This is a genomic window from Chryseobacterium carnipullorum (assembly GCF_900142785.1).
Lineage (GTDB): Bacteria > Bacteroidota > Bacteroidia > Flavobacteriales > Weeksellaceae > Chryseobacterium > Chryseobacterium carnipullorum.
The window spans coordinates 1-16930 of the sequence record NZ_FRCD01000006.1 but is presented as its reverse complement, the minus strand read 5'-3'; the positions used below and the strand labels follow the sequence as shown (position 1 = coordinate 16930).

The window sequence follows — 16930 nt, the reverse complement described above, 5'->3', positions numbered from 1 at the left end:
CGACATCCAACCTATGAAAAGAAGCTCATTCTTCAGCATTAAGAACATTGAACTGTTACCTGTTCTTATCCCTATCATGCTCTCTCTAAGCAGCTGGACATTCTATAAAGTCACCCATAAGGATCAGAATATTCTAAGAACGGTAAAAAGTTCACCTCAACATTTTAATCCTTTTAAAATTAATTGCGATTTTCTAAAGCTCGTTAAAAATGATAAGAGCATTGATAGAACATCATCAGATCTTTCCTCTCGTTCTTTAGTAAATAGGGTAGCGGATTCTGCTTCCCTGATGAATAATAAAACGTTTAAATATTCATCCAATTTGGGATCAAACGAAATCCATTCATCATCAGATGGTTTCAGTTCCAGGCTGATCAACTCAGGATATATAGGAGAAATCGGGAATAAAGATCCACAAAGAGAAGATGGAAATGCTTCCGATAATATATTTGATGTTCATCTTTCGGCTGTAGATCCTGATAAAACCTATGTTCTTACTTATGAAGTAGACGGTTATTCGGATGTGAATTCTGTGACGCGTAGTGTTAATGGTAGTTTTGCAATGGGAGGCTATGTCAAACACAAGAAAAAGGGTTGGACTTCAGTCTCTGAACCCCTTAGTCCTGCACTCCTGAAAACGGGAGATAATAAAATCTTATTCAACGCCCTGAGTAAGGGAGATTATTATACAATTAAGAATGTTCGCATTATAGAACAAAAAAGTAATTCCTCTGTACCTTATACTGTAATTTCGAAAATATACAATGATAAAGTTGCCTACATCCGTGGTTTCACAGATCCTAAATCAGGAATCAAATCGTTTGAAATTGGCGGTAAAAAAATAGACTTGAAAGGAAACGAATTTGAATATATCTCCTATGAAAATTTAGATAAAAAGTCCTTAACGGTTACATTCAATGGTGGACAAAATACACCAGAAATGATTCTTGAAAAGAGCACAGAAGATTCTTTTTTATCGGATATGGGCCAATATGAAACCAAAGGCCATACTATTGTTTCAGAAGATGTATCAGGAACGGTAAAAGGATTAAGGTTGATTGATATGCCTCCGGTAGATCTCTCGACAATTAATGTGAGCCGTAATTATTCGGGGTTTCGGTTCAGTAACAGCACGGTAAAAGAAATACAGGTTCGCTTGCCTTATGATCAAGATCAACTTCCCAAGGGATATCAGGAAAAAGATATTACTGCATTTACGTTTGACTATACCAAAAAAGAATGGTCACCTATCAATATCGATAGTATCAATACCGTAAAAAAATATATTGTCCTTCATACTTCATTAAGCAACGTTGATTTTATGGCGGGTGTTGTGAAGCAACCTGAAAGTCCTGAAACGGGAGCAAATGCTCAAACAGCTTTCAATGATATGCCCGTTGCCAATCCGGCATCTAAAATTAATTTGATTGCGCCACCCACTCCCAATCAGCAAGGGACCACCAATGTAAAATATCCTATTGAAGTACCCGCAGGAATTGGAGGTTTTCAGCCTAATGTGTCTATTGTTTATAACAGTGACAATAAATTCGGATGGGCTGGAACAGGCTGGGATATTCCTGTAGAGACCATCGATATCGATACACGATGGGGAGTGCCCTCATTTGGTAGTCAGGAAACTGAAATTTATTTAATGGCCGGTGAACAGCTTGTTTTCAGGGATGATTACTTGCCCAATAAACTTCCTTATTCTGAGGCAAGAACTTCCAACAGACAATTTTATTACCGAAATGGGATTAAAGAAGGCTATGTAATAACAAGGAAAGGATCTTCCCCTTCAGATTATACGTGGGTGATTCTGGATGGAAGCGGAACAAAAAAAGAGTATCTGGATGTATTGACCAATAATCCTTCAAGTAATTCTTCAGGTAATGTTGTAAAATGGTTTTTGTCTAAAGTGACTGATCGTTTCGGAAATACCATCACCTATACCTATTCAGACTCATTCGATGGAGGAGGTAAAAATAAGTACCTGTCAAGGATTACTTACAGCAATAATACCGTTATTGAATTCGAGAATGAAGCGGGAGTCAGGGGAGATATGACTTTTAACTATAAGCTGGGAGTTAAATTGGCAGACGCAAAAATATTAAACAAGATTAGAGTTAAACGGGCCAGTACCAACATCCGTGAATATGAGTTAAAAAATACCTCTGTAGGACTTTTTTCCAAGAGACTTTTAACAGAGATTATACAGAAAGATGGGAATGGAAATATATTTAATAAGCATCTTTTAGCTTATGATAAAAGTGTGGAAATCTTTGGAAAAACGGTTACGAAAGTATATAACACACCAAAGGATAATGGGGATGTAGGTTCCTTTTCCGGTGGGAATACGAGTTTTATTTCAGGGACCTACAGTAAAAATAAAAATATCCGCGGAGCTGTAAGTTTTGGCGGGGGGGCGTGCTTTTTTGTAGGAATCGACAAAAAAGGAACAGTGGGTATCACAGGAAGTTATGATGACAACAATGCCTATGGTAAAAATCAACTTTTAGATATGGATGGAGACGGATTGTTAGATAAGACATTCTATTCATCAAATGGTAATATCAATTTCAGAAAAAACATCATAACAGGATTTAGCGGCGTATATTCTTCTTCGGGACTTCCGGGAGAAACTCCTATATATACTCATAACAGCTATAATACCACTCTTGGTTTAGAATATTCTTTCGCCAGAGGAGTCGTGGGTGCTAATTATTCTTTTGGTAACAGCAATTCCCCGATCTATTTTTCGGACGTTAATGGGGATGGACTTGTGGATATGATTCGTTATGGAGATGTTTTTTTTAATAAAATAAGAAACGGCGCCCCTCAGTTCATGACCCAGTCTGCCAGCGGAAATATGAACGTTACAGAAGAAACGCCTAATGCTATTTTGGCGGGAAGCTCAGCAGTTCAGGATACGACAGTAACGACCACTCAGTTTTCTTCTTCACTGGCCAATATTGTGAGAATGTGGGAAGCTCCTGTGTCAGGAGATATTCGTATCAGCAATGAAATAACATTACTTCAAAATTCACAGGACGGTGTGGATGTCTGGATTGAGAAAGGAGAAATGACAAAAATAAATGAAGATATTTCCGGATATAATCCTGCTAATTCCTCCCAGATTTCTTCAACCGTTACCTTAAATACCCAGGGGCAATTTCAGGCTCAGAGTGCTACCACTCACGTTGAAAAGGGTCAAAGAATATTTGTGATTGCTTCTTCTAAAACCGATCAGAATGGAGACCGCGTTAAACTATACACCAATATAAGATACAGCTCTGTTTCAGGAGGCCCTGATGTAGACTTGCTGGATGCTAATAACAATTCTTATTTTAAATTTGATGCAAGAACTCATTATTTAGCATCGAGTCAGAAACAAAATGTGGTGGGAGAGAAAAGTAAAGTTAACATTTCCTGGAGCTCATTAAATAATGAAAAATTTACGGATGATATTGACTTTAAAATCTTTAAAAGCGTACATTCCATATCCAATAGTACAGGAGCGATACCACCGCCGGTTACTACGTTGATATATCATCACAGATTACCAAAAGACAGTGATTTAAGTACGGTCACTGTAGCCGCCAATGAGATTCCCAATTCGGATATTTCCAATCTATTGGTTAATCAAAACCCTTCAGATTCTACAATGACCCTCATCCACTTTGATGTTTCTTCTGATACCAATGTCTCATGGGAAAAAATCAAATGGAAGCCTGCTCTTACCATAACGTCGGCTACTGATACTACTGCAATAAAAGCTTTGGTACAGTACAATCCTTATTCTGAAAGGTTGATTAATACTTTACCCAGAGATTTTAGAAAATACGTAGGTCAACCTTTTTGTAGCGTTAAAGGGGATTGTCCACGCTGCCCTCCGGCAGGTTTCGGATATATATTCCCGGATTTTAATGGCAATAGTACCCTAAACAATTATACGATAAACTTAAACCCATCACATACCACCACCGTTACTTTTTCCTTAAAAATAAAGGATAACAATGGGAAAGTCTATACGGCGAAAAATACAGTGAACGTCATCAATAATGTGATGCCGATACCGAAGATCGATATATGTGCATTTTTTGCAACGATTCCAATTCGTTACGAAGAACTTTGTATGCTTCCATTTTATTTTGAGATCAGTTCGCCGGACTATGTGGTTACAAAAAAATTAGCTTCAGAAAACCCTTTTATTATTAATTCTGCATTCATAGGAGATCCTCTTATGGCCAATACTGAAAATAAGGCTGATTATTTTGCGTACCGCTCCAACAATACCCACTATAATATGAATACAGGCCTGGTATATCAGGGCTGGGGTGGTTTCAGTTACAATGGTTCCAAGTTTGTCAACCAGGCAATTCGTGAAAATGAATTTACAAGCAATCCTCTGGGAAATATTCCGGCTCCAGGCGGGGCTTCTCCTTGTAATCCTTCTGCTCCGGATTATTTTACCTGTATGACGAATTATATCATGCAGCAGAATAATAACCGATATTTTACTCCACTGCAGTTAGACGCTGAGAAAGATGCCTATGTATCTCCTCTGGAACCGGCAGAATTGTCTGAATATGATCTGCAGCCTTTTGTGCTGGGAGTATCATCCACTACTTCTACTGTCATCACAACGCCCGTTTTTTCAGTACCTAATCCACGAGGAATCATCCTTCGTTCTCAATCCGATGCTTTTCATGCCTATGTAGCAGGATCAATAATCCCATGGCTTGGTATCAGCGGACACGCTGGATTTTCTAATGAAAAAACTTCTGATTACTTTCAGGATTTTAACGGAGACCATTATCCTGATATTATTTCAGGAAGTTATCACCAGAAAACCAATGTTTTGGGCCAGTTGGATGCCGTATCTTCTATAAGTAAAAAAGAAATTACAAATAAAGGTCTGGTATTGGGGGCAGGACTTTCAGCTTCCGCTTCCGTAGCCAAATTTAGCAATACTTCGAACTCATTCTTTGCGATAGCAGGAGAAAAGGATTTGCATACAGGATCTTCGTCTTTCGCATTGGGAATAGGGCTTAATGTTACCATTGGAAAAGCATGGGCTCAGGGTACAGGAGTGTGGGCAGACATCAATGGAGATGGTCTCACCGATTATATTTCTGATGGAAATTCCTATGTCAATACAGGAAATGGGTTTGCGGTAGAGCCTTACGGATGGGATGTTTCGGAGGTGTCGAAGGGAGATTCTTTTGCCGTTTCGGGAGGTGGAGGTTTCAGTTTTGCCAATGGAAGCTGGGCGGGTGGTGTAGGACTTTCAAAATCCAAATCTACAGCAAAAACAGGATTGATAGATTTAAACGGAGATGGTCTTGCCGATAAAATTGTTAAAAACGGAAATACCTACGATTTTCTGATCAACAGCGGAACATCTTTTGTTTCCACTGATGGAGCTCATAAGAATTTCAGTTTGGATAACAAACAAAATTCATCAGGCTTTAATCTGTACGGGACTTTATGTGCTTGCTTTGGATTAAAGATTTGTGTTTCTGCAGGTGGAGGAACAGACAAATCTGTAAGTAAGCAGGAAGTAGATCTGAGGGATTTTGACGGGGATGGTTACCCAGACTTACTTGTATCAGAAAATGATACCGAATTAACGTATTATCATAATAACTATCCAAAAGCCAATTTACTGCTTACCATTGAAAATCCTCTTCAGGGCATCATTATGATGGAATATGATAACGTCAACCAACAGGATAATCTTGAGACTCTTGTAGGCGGAACCTATCAGATGCCTTTTTCGAAGACCTTGCTATCCAGAATGGCTGTATGGAATTTCAAACCTATCGATACTACTCTTCCTTTTCTTGGTCAGGTTTTCGATCCACAGAGGATAAAGACTTCTCAATATTTCAGGTTTGAATATGAAAAAGGAATACAGGACCGAAGAGAAAGAGAATTTTTAGGTTTTGGAATCGTAAAGACAAAAGTTTTTAATGAGTATATCCTGCATCAAACTTATGTTACCCAGTATGAAACTGATTATACCGGCAGTGAAAATAATTTTTATGTTAATTATAATGACACAAAAGTAAGGCAGTATTTTTATAAGAAAGGAATCGTACGTTCCTCTTATATGCTGGACAGCCAGAATAGAAAACGAAGCGAAACGAAATATACTTACCGGTATTTTGATCAGCCTTCTTCTTCAGATTATCAGCTGACAGAATCTCAACCTGAGCCGCAGTATAAAGATATGGGAAGAATTATCCCGCTTTTATATAAAACAGAATCTACCTTTACCGAGTTTTCAGGGTCAGGAAGCCATAGTAAAACGACAATCTTTACTAATGATACCTATGACAAATATGGAAATATTACCCGCTCTACCGACAGAGGTTCATCATTAACCTACACTCAGGATGATTTAAAAACCCAGATTTCCTATCATGCTCCGGGAGCTAAAAATATAGTGGGAATTCCTTCAGAGAAAATGGTTATAACAGCATATAATAATGAGATCATGCGAAAAAGCACGACCATTCTGGATGCTGCACAAAATATTAAACAAATCAAAAATGACATTTTAGGAACCGGGAGTAACGGCTCTTCCGGGACTGCAGATTTTGATATGGAGTATGATGCATATGGAAATTTAACCAAAGTGACACAGCCCGTTTCTGCCAGTGGACAACGTATGTTTTACAATTATGTTTATGATCCGGTCTATCATACCTATCTGATCGCTACTACTGATGCCTACGGGTATACAAGCACGACTCAGTATGATGATAATTATCTTTTGGGAGTTCCTGTTATTGTAAAAGACATTAACGGTGCAAAGGCTCAATATACCTATGATTCATTCGGGAGGATTACCCAGTATCTTGCCCCGTCGGATACCGATTGGACGATAAAGATGTATTACTATCCTTCACAAACGATACCAGTAGCCATTACGGAAAGAAAAGAAGCCGGTTCTAGTGAGTTTCAGGGCATTAATTATTTCACCAGTTTATTTACCGATGCATGGGGAGAAGGCATAATGTCAAAGAAACTGTTTAAAAAAGAAAATCAAACCTACTATTTTGCCAATAATATTTATCAGATTAAAGATCACCTGGGAAGGCCTGTAAAAACAATTCTCAGAGATAAAGTGACAACAGGGACCGATATCATGACTTCTCTTAAAAAGTTTGATGACTACACGACTACAGAGAATCAGGACGCAAAAATCTATTCAACAACTGTGTATGATGACTTAGACCGGCCTGTGAGCACGACACAGTTTAATGTCACAACTAATAATGGCCTGCAAAATCTTACCACTAACATGTTCTATGAATTTGGAGCGGACAGATACGGGACTACACAGTTTTCAACAAGAGTAGTGAGTCCTTTGGGAAATACCAGTATTTCGTATACCGATGAATTTGGCAGAACAACCTCGAGTAAGCAAACCGATGGTAATAATGATCTATGGGTGAGCTACAAATATAATCGCCTTAATCAGATGACGGCTATGCAGGATGCCGGAAACCATATTACAGAGTATCTCTACGACAAATTCGGAAGAAATATCAGAAAGACAGAACCTGATGCAGGAGAATCGGGGTTTGAATATGATATGACCGGGAAACTGATTAAATCCTATAATCCTGTTCTGCAATCGATCGGAAAAAAAATACAGTATACCTATAATTTTGATCAGTTAACGGAAGTAAACTATCCGGATCACTCGGTACATTTTGAATATGGCCAGCAAACAGGTATTGAAGAAGAGAAAGGAAGGCTGGTAAAACAAACAGACAGAACAGGCACACAAACTTTTAAGTATGACCTGGCAGGTAATGTAAGAGAAAATATGCGCGTTGTGGTAGCCCCCAACAATATACCCAAAATGTTTAAAACCTCTTTTGCATATGATGTCTATGGCAGAATCAATAAGCTTTTTTATCCCGATACCGAAGAGGTTACTTACAGCTATAATATGGCGGGACTTCTGGACAGAATCGTTAGCAAGCTTCCGGGAAAGAGCAAGCCGATGAATATTGCCTATTCTATGACCTACGACAACAGAGATCAGATGACTTCTTACCTTGCAGGAAACGAAACCAAAACACAGTATACTTATGATGCGTGGGGCAAGGTGAATGAGCTTTCATTGTTGTACATCACCGGCAACAGCAGTATCCGCAAAAACCAGTATACTTTTGATGGAAACGAAAATCTGGTGAAGATCAAAGGAATAACTCCTATGACCGGAAATTATCCATCGACGAATATGGGAATAGCAACCAACAAAACATTCGCCTATGATCCTTTCGGAAGATTGAGCTCTGCCCGGATTACAGCTACCGGAAAGAAAACTACCAGGTATTATGAACTGAATATGGGGTATAATGCAGTAGGAAACATGGCGATAAAAGACTCTAAACTTAAAACCTATAAGAATGGAGTTTGCCAGTATCCGAATAATGAAGGAGATGCAGGGACCTATGAATATAACGACGGTGCTCATCCTAATGCCGTAACTGCTATAAACTATACGAAGTTTGCCAATTTCAATGCTCCTCTGGATTGTGGTCCTGCTCCCGTTAACCAGGCGATCAATGTAAGAGAATCATTTCGATATGATCCAAACGGAAATCTTATAACGATTGAGGAAGAGCAACAGCAGTCTGGCAATGTTTCTGCCGGATACAGAGAATTGTTTTGGGATCATCAAAACCGCCTGAAAGCAGTGATAACGCAAAGGGAGAATTTCAATTATTATGTATATGATGCAGCCGGAGAGAGAATTCTGAAAAATGATGCGGTTTCTAAAAATCTGTATGTGAATGGCAATGATCCAAGCAACACAACGCAGATGGGATCTTTTATTTATTATCCCAACGGATATCTGGTGCTGAATGACAAAACCATGAGCAAGCACTATTATATGGGAAGTCAGAAAATTGCAACACGGGTAAGTGAGATCCCTACCCATAGATTTAAAATAAACCTTTCCGGAGAATATGACGAATTGGCCTCCTCATTGGTAAAAGAAGTGCAAAATATCATCAAAGATGCAGGGCTTCCTCCTGAAGTATGGGTAAAGAATGAAGATTCTCAGGGAACATATGCTCCGCCCACCTCTTCAACGCAGGATGAAACGCTCTGTCCTTTTCTTATGGAGCAGCAGATCTACACTTTTCAGCAGGATCATAATGAAAATTGCTATAAAAAACTTGTAGAAATATATGAACTTGCCTTAAGTGATGGAAAATTTTGTGGAAAGTGGTCTGAGTTTTTATCAGACGAATGCATGAGCAATTACACCCCACCGGAAATTCTGGGCTCTGAAATGTACTGGATACATCCTGATCACCTGAGCGGATCTTCTGTATTGGTGAATAGTCTTGGAAAAATTACCAACTGGTACGAGTACATGCCGTATGGCGAAATGCTGATGGAAAATACAAACATGAATTACGATAACCCCTACAAGTTCAATGGCAAAGAACTTGATATGGCAACAGGGTACTACTATTACGGAGCAAGGTATTATGACCCGAAACGTAGTTTCTGGTTAAGTGTTGACCCGTTATCAGAAATTACAAACTCTCCGTATGCTTATGTTTGGAACGATCCTGTTAACTTTGCAGATCCTACAGGGATGATGGGGGAAAGAGTGGGAGGCAGTGATCCATGTGATCCACCAAGGAAGAGAAGTTTTGTAAGAAGAGCGTTTGACTGGTTATTTGGACGTAAATCTCATGGTAATATTACAGTTGGAGCAATAGAAAATATCCCAACATTCTCACCAGCACCAGACGATAGAATTCCAAGTACTATTGGTGGGGCTATACAAGATTACAGGGATTCTGGACCTACACCAATTTATGGAGCTATGGGAGTAAGTATCTTAACAAAAGGGATTACAGATGGAGCACTTGATTTTGGAAATTTCTTAAGAAATAGCTTTTTTAATAAATCTGATTATTCTGGATTAGGCCCCAGAATGACTAAATGGGATGGCAATACCATGGGAGGAGAAGAAAGCCAAAATGCTAAATTTAATGCTATTCTATTTGCTGATGGATTAATGACGGCTGGAGTAGGATCTGCTGCAGGTACAACAGCATCTGTTTATAGGGCCACGAATAATTCTTTGGAAAATCAAATTGCTGAAGAAACAGGATATATAATGAGCGATGCTGCAAGAAATGCTTATATAGAAGCAAGTTATTCAGGAATGAGTCAGAAATCAGCAATAAATTATGCATTAAAGGTATCGCAACAAGCACATGCTGATAATATTGCTCATTTCGGTTCCCTAAAAAACTATATGGACGCCCATACATTACTAGGTACTGAAATAAATGGAGCTGCTCCACGGTCAATGATTTCATTTTCTAAAGATAAATCGATAATATCTAATTTTGGAAAAACTTCATATAAAATAAATACTAATAATTTTAAAAAACAGACAATAGGTGGTGAATCAGAAGTTTTTATTTTCCACATGATTAAAGCAAAAAAATAATTAAAATGATTAAATTAATTAAGGCAGAAAAAACAGAATTTATATATTGGGATAATTTTGAGTATAAGATTAATGATAATATATTGGTTTCAGAGGACGCTACAAGATATATCTCTTCTAATGAATTATTAAACGTATGTCGCCCGATTTTTACTAAGTATTATAAAAAGAATGTCTTTATGTTAGACTACTTATTTTGGATTGATAATATTGATATTCAATGTATAGACTTTAAAGTGGAAAATAATACATTTCGTGATATAGATTTTGAAAGATCAATTAAAACTTATTTTTTAAATAATTTAAAATGTTTTAACTGTGGAAAAACATATAAAGGTGCTTTATCTGTTGATCCGGTATTGGTATATCCTAATAATTTCGAACTAAAAGAAAAAAAAATAAAAATGATTAATGACGAAAACAAAATAGTTACATGTCAAAAATGTGGAAATAGTTTTACAAGCAAGGTTTTATATATTTTTCCGGACTTAGTAATTGATTAGATTTCAGATAATAACTATTAAAAAATCTCTCAAAAGGATATGATGACGTCTTACTTAAAATAACTATTGAGAGAAGCGCATTTGACTTACTAAAATAGGAGTTAAAGATTAATCATTTACTCATCCATTACTGATATACCATTAGTTGAAAAAGATAGGAAAAAGGCAATACCTTCTTTAAGATTGAAGGTAATCAATTAAGTATTGGATTAGGGAGAGGCAAGGTATTTAATACATTTAATTCGGGAATTAAAAAATATCAAATAATACCAAGAAGTAATCTTTAATTAATATAAAATTAAAATGAAAAATTTCATAAGATCAATAATTAGTAACCTTTATAAAAATGAAATTAGCAGGGAATCTTTTATTAAAAAGTATGAAAAGGAAAAAAAAAAGAGTATAAATGAAACGTATATAAAAGAGTTAATAAAAGAGCAATGAAAAACAATGACGCTAATGATATAGAAAAAGCAGTAGTTCTGATATATTCATGTGACCTTAACAATTATGAGTATAGAAAAGAGTTATGCAGCGTTATTTTAGAATCTTGGCATTTTAAGCATGAAGATATTGTACAAATATTGCATAAATTAAAAGACCCATCAACTGTACATTTTCTCTATAAAGTATCAGAAATGCATTTTGATTATGATGATACTTATCAATTAGCCAGGAAAAGTATAAAAGCACTGTAATCTTCCCCAAAAACCGGAACATTTAAAAATATAGTTTTTAAATTTGGAAAACTATGAAAAACAGTAAATTTTCAGAAGTTCAGATCATTAAGATATTATCTCAACAAAATCAAGGTAAAACAGTGAATGAAATATGCCGGGAACACGGCATCAGTGAGCCGACATTTTACAACTGGAAGAGCAAATATGGTGGTTTGGATGTGCAACAACTCTCAAAAATGAAAGAACTGGAAAAGGAACTTTCGCAGTACAAAAAAATCGTAGCGGAACTTACCCTGGAAAATGTCGTGATGAAAGATGTAATCGCAAAAAAGCTTTAACACCTTTCGAGAATCGGGAACTGGTGGTTTATTCCGGATCAGAATACGGAATAAGCACTCGGAATGCGTGTAGACTTTTTATCATGAACAGTTCGGTATTTTATTACAAGAAGAAGAAAAACAATGAAGATGATAAGATTCGGGAGGAGCTGGTTTTGCTCGCAGAACAGCATCAGACTTGGGGATTCTGGACAATGCACCACCGTTTGAGAAATTTGGGTTTCGGGTGGAATCACAAGCGGGTTTACAGGATTTACAAATCGATGAAACTGAATCTGAGAAACAAACGAAAGAAACGGCTTCCGGCAAGGGTGAAAGAGCCCTTGCTTCGACCTATTTATCCCAATGTAACGTGGAGTATGGATTTTATGCATGATACTTTGGAGAATGGTAAAAGCGTTAGAAGCCTTAATATTATTGATGATTTTAACAGAGAAATTTTGAATATTACCATCGATACCAGTTTGCCATCAGCAAGAGTAGTTTCACAACTGGAACAACTAATCGACTGGCGTGGGAAACCGGAAAAGATAAGAGTTGACAACGGTCCGGAGTTTATTGCTGAAAAACTAAAAGACTGGTGCGGTAAGAATGAAATTGCCCTTCATTATATTCAGCCCGGAAAACCTACGCAAAACTCTCTGGTAGAAAGATTCAACAGGACTTTTCGGACAGAATTTTTAGATGTTTATCTTTTTGAGAACATCAGGCAGATGAGGCATTATTCGGAAATTTGGATGTGGATGTATAATAATGAGCGTCCTCACAAATCATTGCAATACCTCACGCCAAGGGATTTTTTGTTGAAATATGGAAAACTTGCCCAAGCTAACGCCAACGAGTTTCCCACATTCCAACAAAATTTTAACAACGACAACAGTAAATTATTAACCAAAAACTCTACTTTTGAGTGTGCCTAAAGTGGGTGAGATTACAGTAGAATTTGTGTTCCTTGCGGGCTTGCCGCTGATTTGGTTACATTTGCAGCAGAACAGCGAACTCCAATTACTGGATCAGTACCTACGTTAAATGAAACATCTTTTGTTAATGCTTATGCAGGTGGAGGAGCAAATGTAGAGAATACTCCTTTAATACAAAGGGAGCAAATTCAAAGAGCGGCAAATAAATGGAATGTTGAAATTGTAGTTATAGGCATTATAGCCAGAGGATCAGCTGGTTATGGTTCTGATTGGGATTGTATTGTCAATGAAATAAAACCGAAAATGCTACATGATATGAGATTTAGACTTCCTAAAAGTGAATTGTCCAGAGGGGACCTAGGAAGAGCTAGACTTGAAATATGGAAAGGCACTATTAAGAAAGATGAAGCACATATCACTTTTAAACCTTTTAGAAATTAATAATGGAGAATATTGATTATTACGCAAATGCTTTTGCACAAGATAAAGTAAGCTTGGAAGAAATAATAAATTTTTATGAAATTTTTACTAAAAATGATGATGTATGTGAGATTTTAAATAGAATAGCTTTTCTGATGATGCAATCTGCACCTCAACCTCTAATAGTTAATGATTGTATAGAATCCTTGCCGAGATTCTTAAAAAAATCTAGTGCTGCTTCAATTTTAAAAAATAATGATATAAACAATGCTATCAGAAAGATATTAAACTTGCCAATGAATGAATATAAAAAGTCTTTTATGGTAATGTTATATGTTTTTAAAGCAAGTGATACGTGGAGAAGAGAAAATATTTGTAAAAATAACTGTAATCACGAATGGCATAATATTATATGGTAAATGAAATATTAGATATTATAAAACATATCAGACTTAGACCAAAAATGTATTTTTGGTATGATAATACTTTTTATAGTTACATTGTATACTTTGAAGGCTTTATTTATAGTATAAATCTTTTCTATAAACTAGACTTGGAAAGAGAGATTTCAAGATGGTATCAACAACGGGTAATTTTTAAAGTTCCTAATATGGTTTGGTTTGCGCAGTTTGAACACATTAATAAAGATTTATCTGAAACCGAAAAAATAGAAAAATTTTTAGGTATTTTAGAAGAATTTTTTGAAAGTTATGATTTTAAAAATTATGTATTAATTTAAATTTAAAACATTAGACAGTAGTATTAAAACTACTCCTTTCCTTATTTTTTTAAGTCCATCATTTTGAGGTACAAGACAAGTATAATTATTATGTTTCTGAGAAAAGAATTTTGGTGGATAAAGATTGTTTACATTGGCTAAGTAAAAAGTTTAAATTTCATCCAGAATGGTTGTGAAGTTGTAGCAGACAGAGCTGTAAAATCTTTAGGGCAAGGAGCACCCCGCTGGCGCGAGTATCTTGCTCGTGTCGATAGATGTATTGCTATTACGTCGCAAAATATTACGATTCTAAAGAATCTCATAACTGACAAAAGTTTTCAGATACGCCCCCGATAGATGAGGTGCTTTGATCTGTTTTTTAACATAAAATCCCACGATTCTAAACCAAGTTTCCAGCTGAGTGTAGATTCTTTATCAGAAATAGCAAACTCTCCATATACTTATGTTTGGAACGATCCTGTTAACTTTTCAAGGTTTGGTTTTGGTAAGGGGATGGGATAAGGAAACATATGAAGGCCTTCATTTATAATAAGGTTATCAAAAATTTAAAACTAAATCATGAAGGCGTACAATATGGTGCTGTTCAGGCCATAAGGGAAGCCGAGAATAACTGGGGAGTTTTAGGAATGGCCGGAGAAGCGGCAGCTATGGTTGCTGCTGAAGGGCTTTTTCCGGTGAATGCAGGGAAAGGACCAAGAAAACCATATTCATCTTCTGCGCATTATCAAGAAATTTTAGATCTTAATGGCGAAGTTGAAGTTATGGGAGATCATGCTATGTTTTCTTTTAAAGGATATAAAGATAATGGCACTCCAGATATGATAGTAGCTGGGAAACTAGAACCAGATGGAACTCATTTGGATTTTCAAGTTGATATTCTTCCAAAGGATTTTTGGGCCGGAAAAATTGGCTTAAAAGAGGCATATTCTATGTATAAAAATAATGTGGGGATTGGTCAATATAGGAGTTATATTGAAAAATGGGCTAAGGGTAAAGGGTTTAAGACTATACGCTACTATAACAAGAGAGCAACAGGTTCAGCAACAGGGAGAACACAGAGTTCAAAAACATATAAACTCTAATAAATTAATAGTATGGAAAATTTAGAGTTTATTTCAGATATTAAAAAAAATAATGATATTAGTTTAGAAGATATTGTAAATATTTTTATTGAAAAAAAAATTGCAAAATACAAAGCTTTTGTTTTAATAAAAGAAAATTTTAATTACAAAGAATTAAAAATTATGTATTATATCAGTTTATTATACAAGGATGAAGATCCAAATCCGTTCAATGAAGACTTCATTAATTTTTTGGATAAGACATAAATTTCGAATCTCCTTAGAAAATATTTTCTAATTTTGTTTTACATCAGGAAAAAAGTAGAAATTTTGTCCAATTCCCTGTGTGTAATCTTCACGTCGTCACTTTCCTTCCAGCTATAATTAGATACATCGGTCGCAAGAATATCAGCGATCTGTTGTTGTGTATACCCTTTTCTCTTCCTTACTGTACGTAACTTTTCTTTTTGCATATCAGACATTTTTACAAATTTGCAAAAAAAATTAACTTTTACAGAAAAAAAATCGCCTGCAACAATTAGATTTTTAATGTCTTTTGAGCAGTAATAAAATTTATGTTGTAAGGTGGTTTTCCTTGATGATATTTTCAATCTAAAAATGGATAAAAGTTTCTTAAGTAAATAAAATGTAATAAAACGAGTATTTTAAAAATTTCACTATCCATTTACAAACGACTACAAGCGAATTTAAATAGTTTATAACCGATTAAGATCCTTCAACATGACAATCTTTGCAACAGAGATTTGAGAAACACAGTGAACGTCTCTTATCTGAATTATTAATCTTAAAAATTTTAAAGCTATGTCACTAAAAAACAAAGTAACATTAATTGGTTATACAGGAAAAGAAGTTGAAACCGTAAACTTCGAAAGCGGAAACGTAAAAGCCAGTGTGTCTCTGGCAACCAGCGATCATTACACCAATGCCAAAGGTGAAAAAGTAGAAGAAACACAATGGCACAACCTGATTGCTTTTGGAAAAGTAGCTGAGATCCTTCAAAAATTTGTACCTAAAGGAAAAGAAATTGCTATTGAAGGAAAGCTTACGTACAGATCGTATGATGATAAAGATGGCGTGAAGCGATATATTACAGAGATCAGAGTTGATGAAATTCTTCTTTTGGGAGGTAAATAATACTAAAAACACAAATGATGAAAGTAAAAGTTTTTAAAATCAGACTTCCCGAAGAATTTCTCTACAAAGATCAGAAAATGCTTGATCAATTTCTGGAAGTGAACGAAATTATAAAAGTGGAAACCGCTTTTGTAAATGATGAATCTTATTGGTCTGTTGTCCTGTATTTTGAAAAGCCCAAAGCGGCTAAAAGTATAGTGAAAGAACCAAAGGCAGTAAAGTACTCTGCAGATAATGACGTTTTAAACTCCGATGAGGAAAAAATTTTAGATGCCCTGAAATACTGGAGATCAGAGAAGGCGAAAGAACAGAATCTCCCCACATATTTTATCGCGAGCAATAAAGAACTCATGTCTGTAGCCAAATACAAGCCCGTGAAAAAAGAAGAGCTGCTTGACATCAAAGGTTTCGGAAAACATAAGATTGAAAATTATGGTGAAGAGATCCTGGAAATCCTGGAAAGCGTCTGATTTCCCAGACCAATACTGATAATGCATCGAAAGCCGGGGAAGATTGGCAGTGTCTCACTAACTGTGTAAGTTGAAAAGTTATTCTGGAAAATTTTGAGCCCTTAGAGCTCAAAAAATTTTACGGAAATAACTTTTTATTA

The 16930-nt window shown here is 36.0% G+C and carries 11 protein-coding genes and 1 pseudogene; 11 read left to right on the top strand and 1 reads right to left on the bottom strand.

Annotation, left to right across the window (positions count from 1 at the left end):
• Positions 1–13: 13 nt before the first annotated feature.
• The 9 genes and pseudogenes from BUC06_RS07990 to BUC06_RS07945 all read left to right on the top strand — a co-directional run bounded on the left by BUC06_RS07990 (position 14) and on the right by BUC06_RS07945 (position 15432).
• Entirely contained in the window at positions 14–10504 is a 10491-nt protein-coding gene (locus BUC06_RS07990) for an RHS repeat-associated core domain-containing protein (protein WP_073332214.1), read from the top strand.
• 5 nt (positions 10505–10509) lie between these two features.
• A complete protein-coding gene (locus BUC06_RS07985) occupies positions 10510–11007 on the top strand; it encodes a hypothetical protein (RefSeq protein WP_073332211.1) in 498 nt (165 codons plus the stop codon).
• Between the two features lie 440 nt (positions 11008–11447).
• Positions 11448–11705, top strand: coding sequence for a hypothetical protein (locus BUC06_RS07980; protein WP_073332208.1), 258 nt, complete (start codon positions 11448–11450; stop codon positions 11703–11705).
• A 53-nt stretch (positions 11706–11758) separates the two neighbouring features.
• Positions 11759–12834 (top strand): annotated as a pseudogene (locus BUC06_RS23350) (IS3 family transposase); the annotation flags it as partial.
• A gap of 162 nt (positions 12835–12996) precedes the next feature.
• A complete protein-coding gene (locus BUC06_RS07965) occupies positions 12997–13386 on the top strand; it encodes a hypothetical protein (protein ID WP_073332199.1) in 390 nt (129 codons plus the stop codon).
• 2 nt (positions 13387–13388) lie between these two features.
• Positions 13389–13784 (top strand): DUF5958 family protein, encoded by a 396-nt coding sequence (locus BUC06_RS07960; RefSeq protein ID WP_073332196.1) that lies wholly within the window; start codon positions 13389–13391, stop codon positions 13782–13784.
• Positions 13778–14104: a hypothetical protein gene (locus BUC06_RS07955; protein WP_073332193.1), complete on the top strand. Its 327-nt coding sequence runs from the start codon at positions 13778–13780 to the stop codon at positions 14102–14104. Before BUC06_RS07960 ends, BUC06_RS07955 begins: the two co-directional genes overlap by 7 nt.
• A 509-nt stretch (positions 14105–14613) precedes the next feature.
• The gene (locus BUC06_RS07950) at positions 14614–15186 is read left to right on the top strand and encodes a hypothetical protein (protein WP_073332190.1); all 573 of its coding nucleotides are present in this window, start codon (positions 14614–14616) and stop codon (positions 15184–15186) included.
• Positions 15187–15198: 12 nt separating this feature from the next.
• On the top strand, positions 15199–15432 hold the full coding sequence (locus BUC06_RS07945; protein WP_073332186.1) for a hypothetical protein: 234 nt from the start codon (positions 15199–15201) through the stop codon (positions 15430–15432).
• Positions 15433–15470: 38 nt separating this feature from the next.
• Here the strand turns inward: BUC06_RS07945 and BUC06_RS07940 are convergent, their stop codons facing one another.
• A complete protein-coding gene (locus BUC06_RS07940; RefSeq protein WP_228423654.1) occupies positions 15471–15638 on the bottom strand; it encodes a helix-turn-helix domain-containing protein in 168 nt (55 codons plus the stop codon).
• A 349-nt stretch (positions 15639–15987) separates the two neighbouring features.
• Here BUC06_RS07940 and BUC06_RS07935 point away from each other — a divergent pair, with 349 nt between their 5' ends.
• Both BUC06_RS07935 and BUC06_RS07930 read left to right on the top strand, forming a co-directional pair.
• A complete protein-coding gene (locus BUC06_RS07935; RefSeq protein ID WP_073332183.1) occupies positions 15988–16320 on the top strand; it encodes a single-stranded DNA-binding protein in 333 nt (110 codons plus the stop codon).
• Positions 16321–16334: 14 nt separating this feature from the next.
• Positions 16335–16790, top strand: coding sequence for an HRDC domain-containing protein (locus BUC06_RS07930; protein ID WP_228423652.1), 456 nt, complete (start codon positions 16335–16337; stop codon positions 16788–16790).
• Positions 16791–16930 lie beyond the last annotated feature (140 nt).